Source organism: Agrobacterium sp. S7/73, from assembly GCF_019355535.1.
In the GTDB taxonomy this organism is placed as follows: Bacteria; Pseudomonadota; Alphaproteobacteria; order Rhizobiales; family Rhizobiaceae; genus Agrobacterium; species Agrobacterium tumefaciens.
Map to the genome: position 1 here is coordinate 1,863,174 of NZ_CP072136.1, position 18,762 is coordinate 1,881,935.

Genomic DNA, 18,762 nt, shown 5'->3' on the forward strand with positions numbered 1-18,762 from the left:
TGATCAAAAACCGCATCCGGCGCGCAACAGTCCCCTCCACGAGAATGGGGGTCTCACGGCAATGAAAACCTCGTCAGGTTTAGCCTATTTTAAACCGTTGCTTGTAAGAATAATCGTGTTCAACAATCGGTTATCACCGGTGCATTCATAATTTATTGGTATTGGGGCTGTCAGTGACGTCAACGGCGGGCGATAAAAAACGCGAGAAGGCAAGGAACGGTCTCGTCTTTACAAAAATTGCTCAGTTCATCGACAAGATGAATATTGCACCGCTGCCGCGAAACTACGAACTGATCTACGAAATATTGTCGGGGCATAACCCGGCGATGGGACGCGATATTCTCGCCCTTGGCAACGCGCCGCAACAGCATGAAATCGATATTGTCGGCCAGAGACACAATCTGCCGGGTTTTTCGAAGATCGAGGCCGAGCAGATGGCAGCGACGGCCTTCGAGACGCTGAAGCAGATTTCCGCGCGACTGGAAGCCGGCCTGCAACGCACCGAAACATTTATTGCCAGTCTTTCCGGGCAAGATCACTCCGAGCTGCCTGCAACGGAGCGGCTTGCGCAATTGATGGGCGATATTCACGAGGAACAAACGAGTCTCCGGCATTTCGTTTCCATGGGGCTGATGAAAATCCGCGAGGTTGAGAAAAGCCGGACCGATCTTCAGGCGAATTCCCTGCGTGATGCCTTGACGGCGCTTCCCAACCGGGCGGCTTTCCTCGAGAAGCTCGGCGACCTGTTTTCGGGCGCTCAGGGGGCATCAGCTACATCGCTTGTGCTGCTCAACATCGACCATTTCCGCGAAATCAACGGCAAATACGGCCCCACCGCCGGCAACAAGGCGCTGCGCCGGCTGGCAGCGCTTTTCCGCAAGACGATCAAGAAGGACGATTTCGTTGCCCGCATCGGCGGAAACGAGTTCGCTTTTCTGTTTGCCGGCGTCTCGCAAAATACAGCTGAAGCAATTGCAGAGCGGTTGCGGCAGAACGTCGAGGCGCTACGTTTCGTCACCAGTGAGGGCGACGGCGAGCATCTGACCGTGTCGATCGGCGTTGCGGCAGTGGACTGCACCGCGACATCAGCCGAGTTTTTCAGCCATGCCGAGCTCGCCCTGCTGTCCGCACGCTGCGGCACGCGAAATTGCGTCATAGGCTACTCCCGGGACGTGGCTCAACGCAGCCGCAGCAGCTATCTGGCGCAGCTCGGCTGTTGAAGCTGCATATCTGATCTGGTGTGGCGCGCGCGCTCTTGCCTTGGCCACGCAGTTCGGCCAAAACGGCGCCATGATTACGATTACCGATCTCTCCGCCCGCATCGCCGGGCGCCTGCTTCTCGACCACGCCAGCGTGACGCTTCCGGCTGGCGTGAAGGTGGGCCTCGTTGGCCGCAACGGCGCCGGCAAATCCACTCTTTTCCGGGTCATCACCGGTGACTTTTCAGCGGAAAGCGGTTCGGTAACGATCCCGAAACTCGCGCGCATCGGCCAGGTTGCGCAGGAAGCGCCGGGAACGGAAGAATCGCTGATTTCCATCGTGCTTTCCGCCGACAAGGAGCGCAGCGCGCTGCTGGCCGAGGCGGAAACCGCAACAGACCCGCACCGGATCGCGGAAATTCAGGTGCGGTTGGTCGATATCGACGCGCATTCGGCCGAAGCCCGTGCGTCCAGCATTCTTGCCGGTCTTGGCTTCGATCACGAGGCGCAGCTTCGCCCCGCCTCTTCGTTCTCCGGCGGCTGGCGCATGCGCGTGGCGCTCGCGTCCGTGCTGTTTGCCGAACCCGACCTCCTGCTGCTCGACGAGCCGACCAACTATCTCGACCTTGAAGGCACGCTCTGGCTGGAAGACTATATCCGGCGTTATCCGCATACCGTCATCATCATCAGCCACGACCGCGATCTGCTGAACAATGCCGTCAATTCCATCGTGCATCTGGACCAGAAGAAACTGACCTTCTATCGCGGCGGATATGACCAGTTCGAGCGCCAGAAAGCCGAAGCAGACGAATTGCAGATGAAGGCGAAGGTGAAAAACGACGCCGCGCGCAAACATCTGCAAAGCTTCATCGACCGTTTTCGCGCCAAGGCCACCAAGGCGCGCCAGGCGCAGAGCCGTATCAAGGCGCTGGAGCGCATGGGCACCGTCGCCGCCGTGATCGAGGACCACGTCCAGCCGATCACGTTCCCGGAGCCGGAAAAGCAGCCCGCCTCACCCATCGTCGCCATCAATGGCGGTGCCGTGGGTTACGAGCCGGGCAAATCCATTCTGAAGCAGCTCAATCTCCGCATCGATAATGACGACCGCATCGCGCTGCTCGGTTCCAACGGCAACGGCAAATCGACCTTTGCGAAATTCATCTCCGGTCGGCTTGCGCCGCAAGCGGGCGATCTTCGCATCGCCCCCGGCCTGAAGATCGGCTTCTTTGCGCAGCATCAGCTGGACGATCTCGTGCCGGACCAGACACCGGTCGAACATGTGCGCAAGATGATGCCGCTGGCGTCTGAAGCGCAGGTGCGGGCGCGGGTTGCGCAGATGGGACTTGCGACGGAGAAGATGGCGACGGCGGCGAAAGACCTTTCCGGCGGTGAAAAGGCCCGGCTGCTGATGGGACTTGCGGCCTTCCATGCGCCAAATCTGCTTATTCTAGACGAACCGACCAACCATCTCGACATCGACAGTCGCCGGGCGCTGATCGAGGCGCTGAACGACTATAACGGCGCCGTCATCCTCATCTCGCACGACCGGCACCTCATCGAGGCAACTGTCGACCGCCTGTGGCTGGTGGCCGACGGCACGGTGAAGACCTTTGAAGGCGACATGGAGGAATATCGCGACCTCGTCGTCTCTTCCGGAAAAAAGAAGGAAGAGAAGACAGAAGCCGCCGCCGACCAGACATCGAAAGCCGACCAGCGCAAGGCCAACGCCGAAAAACGCGCCCAGCTTGCGCCGCTGAAGAAAAAGATCAATGAAATCGAATCTTTGACGGCGAAGCTTGAGAAAGTGATTCAGTCGCTCGACAAGGAACTGGCGGACCCTGCTTTGTACGAAAAGGCACCTGCCAAGGCCGCGCAGAAAGTCAAAGAGCGTGGCGAAGCCGCGAGCAAGCTTTCAGACGCCGAGGAGCAGTGGCTGATGCTTTCGAGCGAATATGAGGATGCGATGACGCAGTGATGCGTCATCAAGCTGGTGCGAAAATCTAAGCGCATTCCCTGCGAGGCTGCAGCCGCTCGAGCGGCACGGCCGGCGAATAAAGATAGCCCTGACCGAAACGGATTCCCATCTGCATGAGCAGCCTGCTCTGCTCTTCCGTTTCTATACCTTCCGTCACCAGCGTGGCGCCGTAACGTTCGGCGCTTTCGAAGGCGAGCGCGATGGCCTCCCGGAACCGCGACTGTTCAAGCCGGGACGTCATCCAGTGATCGATCTTGACCTCCTCGAAGGGGAACCGCGCAAGCAGGGTGAGTGCCGCATAACCGGTGCCAAAATCATCGAGCGCCAGCCGCACGCCCGCTTCGCTCAGCCTGTCGAAATTCTGCTGCACGATGTCGATGGCCGGTATCCTGCTCATCTCCGTCACTTCGATCGACAGACGGTGCGCCGGGACCCCCATCTCGTTCAAAAAGGCCACAACCCGCCCTCCGAAGCCCGCAGTGGCAAAAGACGATGCGGAAATGTTCACCGCCAAATGAAAGTCCGGGTCGAGGCCCCGCAGGTCGATGAGATCGCGGACGACGGCTTCGATCGTCGACCATTCAAACTCCACCAGCAGCCGGTGACGCTCGGCAATCTCCAGCACATAATAGGGCGAAAGCGGCTGTCCGCACGCATCCACCGCCCGTAAAAGAGCCTCCGCGCCAATCATGCGGCGATTGTGCATTTCGAATTTCGGCTGATAAAATATCGGCGGCTTGCCGGATCTGATCCAGTTGACCAGCATCTGGCGCACCCCCTCGTCCCGCGTGGCCTTATCGGCAAAGGAGAAGGGAAATATCTGCACCGGATTTTCGCTTCCTCGCAGCGCAAGACTAAGCTGCCGGAGGAAGGAAGCCACGTTCTGCCGGGAAAGCTTATCCAGATTAGCGGCACCGATTTTCAGATGCGGCACCGGTTCTGGATCCGCAGACCGTGAAAATGTACTTAACCCGTCGTGGAGACGCATTATCAGCCTTGTGCTTTCCGACTTCTCGAGCGAAATCCCCGACATGACGACTGCAAGCGTGGTATCGCCGAACATGAAGCTGCGCGGTGCATTGGAACTCGACAGCAGGCCGTTGTCATCGTTGCAGATTTCCTGTGCCAGCCTCGGCCAGAAAAGATCGCCCCAATCCTCGCCCTGGCAGGCGGCGACATCAGCCATATTGACGATTTCTATGAGAAGGAGAGCGTGCGGAACGGCCGGCTCCTGCCGCATCACGACTTCGATATGGTCTTTGAGGGCGCGCCTGTTGGGAAGGCCCGTCAACGAATCCGTCCGCGCCGCAGCATCGCGTTTCCTTGCCTCTTCACGCGCCCGAGCCTCGCTGCGCAGTAACAGAAACAGACAGGCGATCATCGGCAACCCGACCAACGAGCCGAAGATGCGCCGTCCGACGTTACTGAGAAAAACGTCCTGATTTATCATGCTGAGACTATAGGTCACGCACACAGCGAACAACGCCGCGAAAATCCTGACCGCGAATACGCCGAAGACCTCGCGGACGCCGAGTTCAGTGAGACTGCGCCGGCGCATCCAGCCATACATTGCCATCCCGAAAGCCGAGATAATGCTCATATCCAGAAAAGCGGCCCCAAAGAGTGCCGGACCACCAAACAAAAATCGCCCTGCGGAGACGAGCGCCAGGCTTATCAAGCCGCCTTGCCAGGACCCCAACACGCCAGCCAGGAACAGCAGGTCAGAGCGGATATAGGGCTTGGAAGGCAGCTTGATGAACTCGGATACCAGTAGCGTCAGCAAGAAACCGGTAACCCCGAAGATGATGCCGTAGTAGATTTTATAACGAGCGTCATCGAGAGCGATGTTTCGCTGCAGAAGGATCAGCACCGACACCATGCCGACAAGCGCCGCAGCCTGGAGCAGCAGGAACGGCAACTCGGCGGCTGACGCGGCCGCCTGGGCGGCGATCAATTCCATCATCTCTGCATGTCCCCCGGTCATTACTATTCTTTTGCCGTGGTTCCGGCGTTTGACCTTCACAAATCCCGCGTTTACGCAGGAAAATCAGTACATATAGCCAATCGCTCCACACGACCTCTCGCTCCACCGCGGGCTGCCCTCGGCGAAATCGCCGGACAGGTGCCAACAGCAAGCGACTGACAAGACACGAGTTTGAGTACCTCCTCACCGCCGGCGTCGCACAATGCCGAGCAGGAAAATCAAGAAACGAAGCGAAGCGCCAACCAACAACCGAACGAAAAAAACCATCTAGACAGTCTAACGAACGAATTTTACGTCGACACTAAAGAACTTATCGTAGATAAATATGCAAGAATTACGCTGTATGTATTTAGTTTACAATTGCCTTCGTTTAAATAATTACAAAATTTGTATAAATATGTATTTTAAATTCTGACTATAATACATTTAATGATGAAATTGAAATTGATTTACATATAAAATATACATTAATATTTTGGAACTTAACTTCGAGTTCGAATTTTAAAAGCATTAAGTTATAAAAATCAATACTTTTAAATTTGAAACAATATTTTCACATTTCAAATATTAGGCAACATAAAATATGCATACCGATTTTTGCCATGCGGTTACGCACCGAAAAAAGACGAGACCTGCAAGGACGATCGCCTTGCTCCTTTGATCGTTTCTGTTAAAAAACTCGTAAAGTCACACTTTATCCCACGCATCATACAAATGGGTCCCACTTCATGTCAGCCACCAAGCTTGCCATCGTCGGCGTCGGCAAAATCGTTCGCGACCAGCACCTTCCCGCCATCGCAGGCAATCCGGATTTTGAATTGATCTGCACGGCCAGTCGCCACGGTACCGTGGATGGCGTCGCTTCTTACGGCACCATCGAGACCATGCTGGAGGCCGTCGAGGATATCGAGGCCGTATCGCTCTGCATGCCGCCGCAGTACCGTTACGAGGCTGCATATGCGGCGCTGAATGCCGGCAAGCACGTTTTCCTCGAAAAGCCGCCGGGCGCAACGCTTTCAGAAGTTCAGGATCTCGTTCGTCTTGCGGATTCGAAGGGTCTTTCGCTATTTGCAAGCTGGCACTCGCGTTATGCGCCGGGCGTTGAAGCTGCAAAGGCGTTTCTCGCCTCGACAAAAATCGACAGCGTGCATGTCATCTGGAAAGAGGATGTGCGCCACTGGCACCCCAACCAGGCATGGATCTGGCAGGCGGGCGGTCTCGGTGTGTTCGATCCCGGCATCAATGCGCTGTCGATCATCACCCACATCCTGCCCCGCGCGCTGTTCCTGACCAAGGCAACGCTTGAGTTCCCGGAAAACCGCGACGCGCCCATCGCTGCCGAGCTGCATTTTTCCGATGTTACGAAAATGCCCGTGCGCGCCGAGTTCGACTGGCGCCAGACCGGCAAGCAGAGCTGGGATATCGTTGCCGAAACGGCGGCCGGGCAGATGGTGCTTTCGGAAGGCGGCGCGAAGCTCTCCATCAATGGCGAGCAGGCGGTGTCGGAACCTGAGCGGGAATATCCGGCGCTCTACGAGCGTTTTGCGGAAATCATCAAGGCCGGACGCTCTGATGTCGATCTTGCGCCGTTGACTCATGTGGCCGATGCCTTCCTGCTCGGCCGCCACAAATTCGTGGATTCCTTCTACGACTGAGGAGCCGAAAGGCTTTTGGAAGCCTTCCGGAAGACAGGTGCATCAAAGGGCGCGGCTGACGAAACGGTCGCGCCCTGACTTTTTTGCCTGATACAGTGCCTCGTCAACGCTGCGCAAAAGCGTGGCGCGGTCAGCACCGGCCTGAGGGGCGATGGCGCCGCCAATGCTGAGACGCGCACCGACCGCCTGCCCGTCAACATCAAAGGGTTCACGGAAGGCTGCCAGAAGCCTGTCTGCCAGTCCGTTCATCACCTCAGACCTGCTGGGACGGGGAATGAAAATGGCGAATTCGTCGCCCCCCATGCGCACCACCGTATCTTCGCTGCGGATCGAATTGCGAATGCGGTCGGCGGCAGCGGTCAGCACCCTGTCACCCGCCGGGTGGCCGAACGTGTCATTGATCGCCTTGAAACCGTCCAGATCGAGATAGAGCACGCCGAAGGCCTCGTTCTCACGCAGAGCCGCGCCAAGCTGGCCATCGACAATCGCCTCCAGCGCCTTGCGATTGTAAAAGCCGGTCAACGGATCAGTCATCACCGCATCCCGCAATTCACGCTCCGCCAGACTCATTGTGAAATTGGCCTTCTGTAGACGCAGGAGTGCGGCCGCCAGCAGCGCAAAGTGCTTCAGATTGTCAATTTCGCTTTGAGAGAATTTTCTCGGCACCGTATCGACAAGGCAAAAGGCGCCGACCACAAGACCCGGTTCCAGCTCGATCGGCGCGCCAGCATAGGAACGCAATCCGGGACCGCCCTTCACATAGGACATGAAGCGGAAATCCGGATGCTGGGTCAGATCGGAAATGACCACGACATCCTGCCTGGCAATTACTCGGTTGCATATCGACAGATCGCGCGGGCATTCCGAAAGTTGCATTCCCGCCTGTTCGGCAATATGGAGCCAGTCCTCATCGACGATATGGACGGCCGCACGCGGGACGTCAAAGACGCCCTGCCCCAATCGAGACAGCACTTCCAGTTCCGGCATCTCGGCATTCTTGACGGACATGATTGACCGCACCGCGACCAGACGCTCTATTTCCCCGTCGGGCCGTGAAATCGCCTGTCCCATGATGATGTCCTTCTGCTGTTTGGTCTGTGGCAGCCGCCACCGTCCGTCACCTGTCGGCCGGATCAGACAGCTATGTCTGATTCGGCTCATAATGCGAAAACCGGCAGGCTGCGCCACATGCGAATTTTTGCCAGTCTTTTTGTGTGGGAAACTGTGATCAGGCTTTCTTCTGCCAGCGGCCTTCCGGCGATTGCTGCCAATAGGTCAGCGCATGACCTTCGGTCTTCAGCCTTTTCCAGTGGTTCCGCGCCATTTCCAGCTGGTAGGCATCATATCCGTCGAACATGAACACTATCCGCTCATAGCCCTCCACCGCCGGCGGTTCGGCACCGTCGACGAGAAACCGCACACTCGCCTCGTTACCGTTCGCATTCGACGCCGTCAAAAGAATCGGCTGGTTTTGCGGCGCGGCAGAGCTATCCGTTGCGTGCGGCAGAAAACTGTCGTCACGAAAGGTCCACAGATGCGTGTCGAGGAAATCGCGGCGCTCCTCGTCCACCGTCTGGATCGCGACCTTCCAGCCGCGTTCCAGCGATTTTTCGAGCAAGGGCGGCAATGCATCCTCCAGCTTCGATTCCGTCAGATGGTAGAACAGGATTTCAGTCATCTGCGGACTTGCAGCTCCGGTCGCATCAATCTTCGTAGTGGGCGCGAACGAGTTCGTTCAGCAACCGCACACCGTAGCCGGATCCCCAGGACTGGTTGATCTCGGTCAACGGCGAACCCATGGCGGTGCCGGCGATATCGAGATGCGCCCAGGGTGTTTCGCCCACGAAACGCTTGAGGAACTGAGCGGCGGTGACAGAGCCCGCCAGACGGCCAGAGCTGTTCTTCATGTCGGCGAATTTGGAATCAATAATCTTGTCGTAATCCTTGCCCAGCGGCATGCGCCACAGCTTTTCCGCCGTAACATCGCCTGCCTGCGAAAGACGTGCAGCCAACTCGTCATCATTCGAGAAAAGGCCAGCCTGAAGATTGCCGAGTGCAACCGTGATCGCTCCCGTCAAGGTGGCGAGGTTGATCATGAATTTCGGGTTGAAACGCTCCTTGGCGTACCAGAGCGCATCGGCGAGAACCAGCCGGCCTTCGGCGTCGGTGTTTATGATCTCAATGGTCTGGCCGGACATGGAGGTGACGATATCGCCGGGACGCTGGGCGTTACCATCAGGCATGTTCTCCACCAGACCGATGACGCCGATCACATTGGCTTTCGCCTTGCGGGCCGCGAGCGTGTGCATGAGGCCGGTCACGGCGGCAGCGCCACCCATGTCGCCCTTCATGTCTTCCATGTTAAGGCCGGGCTTCAGCGAGATACCGCCGGTATCGAACACAACGCCCTTGCCGACGAAGGCGATAGGCTCGTCCTTCTTGGAGCCGCCGTTCCACTGCATGACCGCAAGCCGGGGCGGACGCGCCGAACCCTGCGCCACACCGAGAAGCGCGTTCATGCCAAGCTTCTTCAGCTCCTTCTCGCCGAGAATTTCGACCTCGACACCGAGCTTCTTTAACTCTTCCGCCTTTTCAGCGAACTCGACAGGACCGAGAACATTCGGCGGCAGGTTGACGAGATCACGCGCCAGGACAACGCCGCCCGCGACGGCCTCCGACACGGCAAAGGCCTTTTCCGCCTCCTGATGGACTGCCGTCACGATGACGATTTCTACTTTCTTCGGCGACTTCTCATCATCGGATTTCTTCTTGGTCTTATAGGCATCGAAGCTATAGGCACGCAGCAGCAGGCCAAGCGCAAAATCCGCAGCCGCCTGCGCACCGACATCGACGCCCGGGGCATCTAGATAGACGGCAACCTTGTCCGCCTTCCTGAAATTGGCGGCAGCGGTGCCGCCGGCACGCAACCAATCATGGGCGACAAGTTTCGCCGGCTTGCCGAGGCCAATGACGAGAAGCCGGTCGGCGCCCGAACCCTGCGGCGCAATCACGTCGAGTGTGGTCATGGACTTTGCGGAAAAGCCCGAAATCTTTGCCGCCCGTTCAAGCACGCCACCCGGATCGGCTTCCGATGCGCCGGCAGCTGCCTGCGCCTCACCCGAGGCTTGCAGCACAACGGCAAGGGTATTTTCAAGCGAGGCGGAATTGGCGAAAGAAATATCGAATTTGGCGGACATGTTTTCCTGCTCTTCGTGGATAACTTGCGTGTGCGCCCGATCATGGCCTTTTCGGCCCCCGGCGCAACCCTGCATTTTTAAAGGCTCACATTCTTTAAAGGCCGACATTCGCTAAAGGAAAGGCATTTTTGTGGAATGGCCGATCGCGTCATGAAACCGACAGCTTGTTCCACAAAAAGACACAGGCGGTGGAAAAATCATCGTGCAAAACATTTTTGTGAGCGTGCCGGAATAGCCAATTGCAAACGATGCGATTAGATAGGCGGAAATCCGGCGAGCGATCGCGCAGAAAAACAATGTCGACAAGGGCAGTATGAAGCTTCTCGAGAACTATATCCTGCGACGGACAACGCAGATGTTTCTGGTCGCGCTGCTGCCGGTGCTGGCCATCATCTGGACCATCCAGGTTCTCCAGAGAATCAACCTCGTCACCGATACCGGCCAGTCGATGGGCTCCTTCATGGCGCTGGCGACGATGATCCTGCCGACGCTGATTCCCGTCGTGTTGCCTTTCGCCCTCGTCATTGGCATCACCCAGACATTCACGGCGATGAACAACGATTCCGAGCTTGCCATCATCGATGCGGCCGGATCGTCGCGCTCTGTGATGTTTCGCCCGGTTATCATTCTGGCTGCCGTTCTAAGTGCGCTTTCCTTCACCATCACCAACTTCATCGAGCCGCCTGCCCGAAATTCGGCCAGGCAGATGGTGGCGGCTGCCTATGCCGACCTCCTCTCGTCGGTGATCGAGGAAAAGACCTTCCGCGCTGTTCAGGACGGCCTCTATGTGCAGATCGCCCAACGTCAGGGCCGTATCCTCAAGGGCCTGTTCGTCGCCGATCGCCGCGATCCGAATTTCGATCTTATCTATTACGCCAAGGAAGGCATGATCGATGAAAGCGGCACGTCGCTGACGATGCGCGACGGCGAAGTCCAGCAGAAAACACCTGATGGCAAGGTCTCCATCGTCAAGTTCCTGTCCTATGCCTTCGACCTTTCGACCATGTCGGAAAAGCAGACTTCCGAACCGTCGCTTTCTCCGGGCGATGCGAGCCTCGGTTTCCTTCTCTCGCCAGACGAGAACAACGCGAGTTACAAGCGGTCTCCCGAAAGCTTCCGCAGTGAGTTGCACAAGCGCCTGTCGGACTGGATGTTCGCCTTCGCCTTCGCACTGATATCGCTGGTCATAGCCGCTGATGCGCGCTCGCATCGTGAAGCGCGGATGCATCCGATGGTCGCTGCGCTGGTGACGGCCTTCATGCTGCGCTGGCTCGGTTTTTACGTCACCAACCAGGTCAAGCAGAGCGCGGCCTTCATTCCGCTGGTCTATGCCGTGCCGGGCCTCAGCGGTGCCGCCGCCGCCTTTATTCTCATCACGGGTCGCAAGCCGAGAATGCCGAAGATCATCGCGGATACGGCCAGCCGTCTGCGCCGTCTTTTCTCCAGCCGGCTGGCGCGAAGCTCGGGGAGCGGTAACGCATGATTTTCAGCACCCTCGCCCGGTATTTCCTCAAACGGTATCTGATCACGGCCATCTGGTTCCTGCTCGGCGTATCGGCAATTATCTATCTTGCCGATTTCAGCGAAACGGCGCGGCGCATGTCCAGCGTGCCAGGCTATTCTGTTCCAGGCGCACTTGGCCTCACCGCGCTTCGCCTGCCGCTGATCCTGCAGCAGACTATTCCCTTCATTGCACTCTTCGTCGGCATGACGACGCTGATCTCGCTCAACCGGCGTTACGAGCTCGTCGTCACGCGTGCGGCAGGCGTCTCCGCCTGGCAATTCATCCTTCCTTTTGTCCTTGGTGCGGTCTTTCTTGGAATCCTGTCCGTCCTCGTCCTCAACCCTATCGCCGCCTGGGGGCAAAACCAGTCGCTGTCGATGGAGGCGGGCTGGCGCAACGAAGGCAGCGGCGGACGCCAGCAGGACATCATTCCCTGGATGCGCCAGTCGAGCGGCGGCCAGGATACGATCATCGGCGCTAAGAGCTTCGAAGACAACGGGACCATGCTTCTCGACGTGGTTCTGATACACCTCGACAAGGCCGGCAACATCGTCTCCCGGCAGGACGCGAAGTCGGCAAAGTTGGAAGATGGTTACTGGCTTCTTAACGGCGTCGCGGAAACCCGTGCGGGACATGTGCCAGTTCGGCAAGAGAGCACGCGGATCAGTACCAATCTGAGACGAGAATTCGTTCAGGAACGTATGACGCAGACGGAAACCGTTGCTTTCTTTGATCTTTCTCACAAGATCGAAGTTGCAAAGTCTTTTGGACTGTCTTCGAAAGCGCTTGAGACGCAGTATCATTTCCTGCTATCGACGCCCCTGCTTCTGGTTGCGATGACCTTGATCGCCGCGACAGTTTCATTAAAGTTCAGCCGCTTCGCCCAGTCGCGCTCCGTGATTCTGGGTGGAATCGTTTCCGGCTTCGTGCTTTATGTAGTAACCGTGCTCGTAAGGGCATTCGGGAGTGGTGGCGTTGTCCCTCCCACCGTCGCGGTCTGGGTTCCAGTCATCGTGGCGTTGGCTTTGGGGGCAACCATTCTGCTTCATCAGGAGGACGGCTAGTGGCGGTATATGACCGCGGGAATATCAGGCGGCTTTGGACGGCCCTTCTGACAGGTGCCGCTGTGTGCGCATATTTGGCATCCAGCCCGGTCGCTTTCGGCCAGGGTGGTTTGCTTGCGCCCGGAAGCCAAGACGATTCGAAACTCCTGCTTACGGCAAATGAACTGACCTATAATCGCGATTCCCAGCGGGTCATCGCGAAGGGTGTGGTTCGCATGCATTATTCGGGCTACCGTATGGTGGCCCAGCAAGTGGAATATAATCAGCAGACGGGCCGCGTGATTGCGCACGGCAACATCGAGCTGATCGAGCCCGGCGGCAACAAGATCTATGCCGACGAGATGGATGTCACTGACGATTTCGGTCAGGGCTTTGTCAATGCGCTGCGCGTCGAGACCCCGGACAATACCCGCATCGCGGGTGAAAGCGCCGAACGGCTCGAAGGCGACCGCATGGTCCTCAATAACGGCGTCTATACCGCCTGTTTGCCCTGCGCCGAACGGCCCGAAAAGGCGCCGTTGTGGCAGGTCAAGGCTGAACGTGTCATTCAGGACGGCAAGACCCATACGATCCGGCTGGAAAAAGCCCGCTTGCAGCTTTTCGGCCATTCGATCGCATACGTCCCGTTCCTGACGGTTCCGGACAATACGGTGAAGCGGAAGTCCGGATTCCTGTTTCCGCAGATGAGCATTACCGACAACCTCGGTTTCGGCATCGGCGTGCCCTATTTCCAGGTTCTGTCCGACACCTCGGATGTGACCGTTACCCCGACCTATTACACGACGCAGGGTCTGCTTCTGCAGGCGGAACTGCGCCAGCGTTTCGAAACCGGCATGCACACCGTGACCGTCGCCGGCATCAGCCAGCTGAAGTCCGATACATTTACTGCCGGAACCAGTGACGCCCTCAACGACAATCGCGGCATGATTGCCAGCAAGGGTAACTTCTCCATCAATCCGCGCTGGGCGTTCGGTTGGGATGCCATGGTGCAGACCGACAACAACTTTTCGCGTACCTATGGGCTGAAGGGTTACAAGAACGACGTCCAGACCAATCAGATCTATTTGGCTGGCGCAGGCGAGCGGAACAGCTTCGATGCCCGCGGCTATTATTTCAACGTTCAGGATACGGACAACAACGAATCCAACGAACGCAAGCAGGCCATCGTTCATCCGGTTGTCGACTACCGTTATTTCGTACCGGATCCGATCTATGGCGGCGAACTTTCGCTGACCACCAACCTGACCAGCATCACCCGCCAGAAACAGGATGCCTACGCGCTTGGAGGCTATTCGCGGTTCAACGGGCTTGAAGGAAACTATACGCGCCTTTCCACCGAAGCCGAATGGAAGCGCACCTTCACGATGGATAGCGGCCTGCAGATCACGCCGATCCTTGCCGCCCGTGGTGATGCGCTGTGGACGGATATGTCGGCGGCAAGCTTTACATCGGGTGGCACGTCCTATGCCTATCAGGGTATGATGCAGGACGATGCGGCGTTGCGAGGCATGGTAACCGGCGGTCTGGAAGTGCGTTACCCCTGGCTGTTCACGGCGCTTAACAGCAACCACGTGATCGAGCCGATTGCGCAGATTTTCGTGCGTCCGAACGAACAATATGCCGGCCGCTTCCCCAACGAAGATTCGCAGGCTTTCGTGTTCGACGCGACCAACCTGTTCGAACGTGATAAGTTCTCCGGTTTCGACCGGATCGAAGGCGGCACGCGCGCAAACATCGGTCTGCGCTACAACGGCACATTCGACAATGGCTACGGCATTCGCGCCATTGCCGGTCAGTCTTTCCACCTGGCGGGCGACAATTCTTTCGCCTCCTACGATCTCGTCAATGTCGGCGCGAATTCCGGTCTCGAATCCGACCGCTCGGACTACGTCGCCATGGCAGCCTTCGATGCGCCAATCGGCCTATCGCTGTCATCGAGCCTGCGCTTCGACAAGGACAATCTCGAAATCAACCGTTCCGAGACAGGCGTCAGCTATTCGGACCGCCGCCTCACCGGCAAGCTCAGCTATACGCAGGTCAAGGCGCAGCCGCAGTACGGCTACAATGAAGACCGCGATATCGTTCAGGCGTCCGGTACGCTGCGCATGGACGACAACTGGTCGCTGTTCGGCTCGATCAACTACGATCTGAACGGAAAATTTGCCGCCGAGCGCCGTATTGGCATCGCCTATCAGGATGAATGCACGATCTTGACGGTCAGCTACTCCGACGAGGGCAATATCAATTCCAGCCGGCAGGCCGCCAATGACTGGTCGATCAATGCCCGTCTGGCATTCCGCACGCTCGGCGATGTCAGCATCGGTTCCGCAAACGAGGACTGGGCCGATATGGATATCGGCTGGAAACCGAACAATTACTGAGTTTAAAGGCAGGCCAGACAGGATCGTGGCCTGCCTTTTTGCCATCCAGCCAGTAAAAGTCACGGTTTTGCCGCAACAACGCGCCAGGGTCCGTCCGGTATAGGACCATCGGGTTTCTTTCAACAAACCGACACATTGCCGTCTTGCAGATCGCGATGATATATACGTGGCAAATTCGCGGTGCGGATGCACAGGTGCAGATCTGAAAAGCTAGGGTAAGGAATATTCCCCATTGGCAGACAGAACAGATTGGCGGGACGGGGAAACAGACCCCCGCCCGACGAAAGGGAGAAGGATATGATGAATTTCGGAAAGACGGCTTTGCGTGGCGCTGCTTTCGCCTTTGCGATATTCGCCGTTCCCATGGCCGTTGCGCCCTTTGCCAGCCAGGCCTTCGCCGACAGCACGGTCAAAATCGTCGTCAACAAGACCCCCATTACCAATGATGATATTGCCAAGCGCGTCGCCTTCCTGAAGCTGCAGCGCCAATCTGGCAATCTCAACGAAAAAGCCCGCGAGCAGCTGGTTGATGAGGCGCTGAAACGCGAAGAAATCGGTCGCGTGAAAATGTCCGTCAGCACCCAAGAGGTCGATGCGGCTTTTGCGCGCTTTGCCGGCAACAACAAAATGAAACCGGAGCAGCTGTCTCAGGTCCTCTCCAAGGCCGGTGTCGGCGCCGACCACTTCAAAGCCTTCATCGCCGTGCAGATGAGCTGGCCGCGCCTTGTTAACGCCCGTTATGGTGCGCGTGGCAAGATGTCTAACCAGGACCTCGTCACCCGCCTGAGGGAACGCGGCGACAAGCCGGTAACGACGGAATATTTCCTGCAACAGGTGATTTTCGTCATTCCGGAATCGAAGCGCAATGCCATCACTGGCAAGCGTAAGGCCGAGGCTGAAGCCTCGCGCAAGCGTTATCCGGGCTGCGACCAGGCCATGACTTTCGCGGCCACCATGCGGGACGTGGCGATCAAGGATCTTGGACGGATTCTGGCGCCCGAACTGCCGGAAGAGTGGAAGCCTCTCGTGGAAAAGACCAAGGAAGGCGGCACCACAGGAACACGCGTGACCGAAAAGGGCGTCGAATATCTGGCAATCTGCAAGCAGCGTCAGGTTTCCGACGATTACGCAGCGGAAATGGTGTTCAAGTCCGAAGACCTGATGAAGGCCAAGGGTGGCGAAAACCCGAACGAGAAGAAATATATGGATGAGCTGCGCAAGAAGGCGCAGATCGTCAACACCTGATACGAGAGCCGGCCTTTCCGTGACACATGCATCCCTGCCGCTTGCCCTGACACAGGGAGATCCAGCCGGTATCGGCCCTGATATCGCCATTGCCGCCTGGGCCAAGCGCCGGGAGAACGGCGTGGCGCCCTTCATCTTCATCGGCGATCCCGATGTGGTGGCGAGCCGTGCGGCGCTGCTTGGCATACCGGTCAATATCGAGAACTGCGAAGCGGCGGATGCCGTCGGCGTGTTTGACCGTGCTTTTCCCGTTCTTCCTCTTCCCGTCGGTTTCGAGGTTCAGGCCGGCCAGCCGCATGTCGGAGCCGCTCATGCGACGATCAAGGCGATCGAGCTTGCCGTTGCCTTGACGGTCGAGGGCAAGGCTTCCGCCGTCGTCACCAATCCGATTGCGAAATCCGTGCTTTACGAAGCAGGCTTCGGTTTTCCCGGTCACACGGAATTTCTCGCCGATCTGGCTTTGCGCCTGACCGGCAAACAGGTGATGCCGGTGATGATGATTGCCGGACCCAAGGTCCGCGTCGTGCCAGTAACGATCCATATCCCAGTAAAAGACGTGCCTTCGGCACTGACGGAAGAGCTGATCGTTACGACCTGCCGCATTATCGATGCTGATCTGCGGCAGAAATTCGGCATCGAGGCACCACGACTGGCGGTCGCCGGTCTCAATCCACACGCGGGTGAAGATGGGGCATTGGGCACAGAGGACCGCGATGTGGTTCACCCTGCGACCATACGGTTGCGGAAAGACGGGATCGACGCTTTCGGCCCCCTGCCCGCCGATACGATGTTCCACGATGCTGCCCGCAGGCGCTATGATGTCGCCGTCTGCATGTATCACGATCAGGCCCTTATCCCGGCCAAGGCGCTTGGCTTTGACGATTCCGTCAATGTCACGCTCGGCCTGCCCTTCATCCGGACCTCGCCCGACCACGGCACCGCCTTCGGCATCGCCGGCCAGGGCATTGCCAGCGAAACGAGCCTTGTCGCAGCGCTGAAGATGGCGGCGGAGATTTCTCTTCGCAGCCGGGTCGGCGCATAATGGCCGCCATTGACGGATTGCCGCCGCTACGCGATGTCATTCAGCGCCATGGGCTAGACGCTAAGAAGTCGCTCGGGCAGAACTTCCTGTTCGATCTCAACCTCACCCAGAAGATCGCCCGAACCGCTGGGCCGCTTGACGGCGTGACGGTCATCGAGGTTGGCCCCGGGCCTGGCGGCCTCACCCGCGCCATTCTATCGCTCGGTGCCAAAAAGGTTATCGCCATTGAGCGGGACAGCCGCTGCCTGCCGGCACTTGCGGAGATCGAAGCGCATTATCCCGGACGTCTTGAGGTCATCGAGGGTGATGCGCTGAAGACCGATTTCGAGGCTTTGGTTCCCGCTGGCGAACCGGTGCGGATCATTGCCAACCTGCCTTACAATGTCGGCACGCAATTGTTGGTCAACTGGCTGCTGCCGAGAGAATGGCCGCCTTTCTGGCTCTCCATGACGCTGATGTTCCAGAAGGAAGTCGGCCAGCGCATCGTGGCAGAAGAAGGCGACAACCATTACGGCCGCCTTGGCGTTCTCGCCGGCTGGCGCACGGTTTCGGAAATGGCCTTCGACGTCCCGCCGCAGGCCTTCAGCCCACCGCCTAAGGTTACCTCGACGGTCGTGCATCTGCTGCCAAAGGAAAAGCCGCTGCCCTGCGATGTCGCGAAGCTCGAAAAGGTAACGGAAGCCGCCTTCGGCCAACGCCGCAAGATGCTGCGCCAGAGCGTGAAAAGCCTTGGCGGTGAAGTTCTGCTGGAAAAGGCAGGCATTGACGCGACACGACGGGCTGAGACGCTGTCGGTCGGGGAATTTGTGACGCTGGCGAACTGCCTCTAATTGAAGGCGACGTTTCGGCACTTCTAACGCGGGCGACGGAATTAGGGGACAAGCGCGTGGAGAGTGCCGGTTTTCACTACAAGCTCCACATGCCCGTCGGATCGCCTGATTGCGCGGTCGTGTTGCTACACGGTTCGGGAAGAACGGAGGAAGATCTCGCTTCGTTTGGCCGTACCGTTTTTCCCAACGGCATTCTGTATGCTCCGAGAGGCATTGTGCGATGGGAAAATGGCTTTGCGTTTTTTCGCAGAAAGCCCGACAGACAACTCGATATCGACGACCTGAAACATCAAGCCGCCGGACTTTGCCGGTTTATCGAATTCGTATTTCAGCAGACGGGGCAAAGACCCTTTCTCGCGGGATATTCAAACGGTGCGATCATCGCGGCTGAAACAATCTGCCAGAATCGTCATCTGTCGAGGGGTGCCATTCTGCTTCGGCCACTATCCCCACGCAATAACGAGCATTTTCCGAAGCTCACCGGATATCCTGCGCTCCTGCTTGCAGGTGCACATGATGAGCGGCGGCATCGCGATGATGCGCCCCATTTGGCCGATCAATTTTCGATTGCGGGCGCGGATGTGGTACTGGAGACACTCGACACAGGCCACGGCTGGGCAACAGACGCGGCAGACGAGCGCGTGTCCCGGCAATGGCTACGTCAGCATTAGAGATAACACGCCGCT

14 protein-coding genes are annotated in these 18,762 nt (G+C 57.9%); 10 read left to right on the top strand and 4 right to left on the bottom strand.

Annotated features, from left to right (window positions below):
* Positions 1-173 precede the first annotated feature (173 nt).
* Both J5276_RS09220 and abc-f read left to right on the top strand, forming a co-directional pair.
* Positions 174-1,220 carry a GGDEF domain-containing protein gene (locus tag J5276_RS09220; RefSeq protein ID WP_003512413.1) on the top strand — a complete coding sequence of 349 codons (1,047 nt, stop codon included), beginning with the start codon at positions 174-176 and terminating at the stop codon, positions 1,218-1,220.
* 70 nt (positions 1,221-1,290) lie between these two features.
* Positions 1,291-3,174, top strand: coding sequence for a ribosomal protection-like ABC-F family protein (gene abc-f / locus J5276_RS09225; RefSeq protein ID WP_112154980.1), 1,884 nt, complete (start codon positions 1,291-1,293; stop codon positions 3,172-3,174).
* 25 nt (positions 3,175-3,199) lie between these two features.
* Here the strand turns inward: abc-f and J5276_RS09230 are convergent, their stop codons facing one another.
* Positions 3,200-5,137, bottom strand: coding sequence for a GGDEF domain-containing phosphodiesterase (locus J5276_RS09230; RefSeq protein ID WP_112154981.1), 1,938 nt, complete (start codon positions 5,135-5,137; stop codon positions 3,200-3,202).
* Positions 5,138-5,886: 749 nt separating this feature from the next.
* Here J5276_RS09230 and J5276_RS09235 point away from each other — a divergent pair.
* Positions 5,887-6,813 (top strand): Gfo/Idh/MocA family protein, encoded by a 927-nt coding sequence (locus tag J5276_RS09235; protein WP_003512408.1) that lies wholly within the window; start codon positions 5,887-5,889, stop codon positions 6,811-6,813.
* Positions 6,814-6,855: 42 nt separating this feature from the next.
* Here the strand turns inward: J5276_RS09235 and J5276_RS09240 are convergent, their stop codons facing one another.
* From J5276_RS09240 to J5276_RS09250, 3 genes are all read right to left on the bottom strand, one after another.
* Positions 6,856-7,884 (bottom strand): sensor domain-containing diguanylate cyclase, encoded by a 1,029-nt coding sequence (locus J5276_RS09240; protein WP_003512406.1) that lies wholly within the window; start codon positions 7,882-7,884, stop codon positions 6,856-6,858.
* Between the two features lie 157 nt (positions 7,885-8,041).
* On the bottom strand, positions 8,042-8,491 hold the full coding sequence (locus J5276_RS09245; RefSeq protein WP_003512404.1) for a DNA polymerase III subunit chi: 450 nt from the start codon (positions 8,489-8,491) through the stop codon (positions 8,042-8,044).
* A 25-nt stretch (positions 8,492-8,516) separates the two neighbouring features.
* Positions 8,517-10,010, bottom strand: coding sequence for a leucyl aminopeptidase (locus tag J5276_RS09250; RefSeq protein WP_065704783.1), 1,494 nt, complete (start codon positions 10,008-10,010; stop codon positions 8,517-8,519).
* A gap of 313 nt (positions 10,011-10,323) precedes the next feature.
* Between J5276_RS09250 and J5276_RS09255 the strand changes: the two genes are divergently transcribed.
* The 7 genes from J5276_RS09255 (at position 10,324) to J5276_RS09285 (ending at position 18,747) form a co-directional block, all read left to right on the top strand.
* Complete coding sequence (locus tag J5276_RS09255; RefSeq protein ID WP_003512402.1) at positions 10,324-11,493, top strand: LptF/LptG family permease; 1,170 nt, start codon at positions 10,324-10,326, stop codon at positions 11,491-11,493.
* Positions 11,490-12,578, top strand: coding sequence for an LPS export ABC transporter permease LptG (gene lptG, locus J5276_RS09260; protein WP_003512400.1), 1,089 nt, complete (start codon positions 11,490-11,492; stop codon positions 12,576-12,578). The genes J5276_RS09255 and lptG overlap by 4 nt, the downstream gene beginning before the upstream one ends.
* Positions 12,578-14,959, top strand: a complete 2,382-nt coding sequence (locus J5276_RS09265; RefSeq protein WP_003512398.1) for an LPS-assembly protein LptD — start codon at positions 12,578-12,580, stop codon at positions 14,957-14,959. The genes lptG and J5276_RS09265 overlap by 1 nt, the downstream gene beginning before the upstream one ends.
* A 297-nt stretch (positions 14,960-15,256) precedes the next feature.
* Positions 15,257-16,204, top strand: a complete 948-nt coding sequence (locus tag J5276_RS09270; RefSeq protein WP_065704785.1) for a peptidylprolyl isomerase — start codon at positions 15,257-15,259, stop codon at positions 16,202-16,204.
* Between the two features lie 19 nt (positions 16,205-16,223).
* On the top strand, positions 16,224-17,246 hold the full coding sequence (gene pdxA, locus J5276_RS09275; protein WP_065661159.1) for a 4-hydroxythreonine-4-phosphate dehydrogenase PdxA: 1,023 nt from the start codon (positions 16,224-16,226) through the stop codon (positions 17,244-17,246).
* The gene (rsmA, locus tag J5276_RS09280; protein WP_065661160.1) at positions 17,246-18,076 is read left to right on the top strand and encodes a 16S rRNA (adenine(1518)-N(6)/adenine(1519)-N(6))-dimethyltransferase RsmA; all 831 of its coding nucleotides are present in this window, start codon (positions 17,246-17,248) and stop codon (positions 18,074-18,076) included. The genes pdxA and rsmA overlap by 1 nt, the downstream gene beginning before the upstream one ends.
* Before the next feature lie 56 nt (positions 18,077-18,132).
* On the top strand, positions 18,133-18,747 hold the full coding sequence (locus tag J5276_RS09285) for an alpha/beta hydrolase (protein WP_065704790.1): 615 nt from the start codon (positions 18,133-18,135) through the stop codon (positions 18,745-18,747).
* The last annotated feature ends 15 nt before the right edge of the window (positions 18,748-18,762 follow it).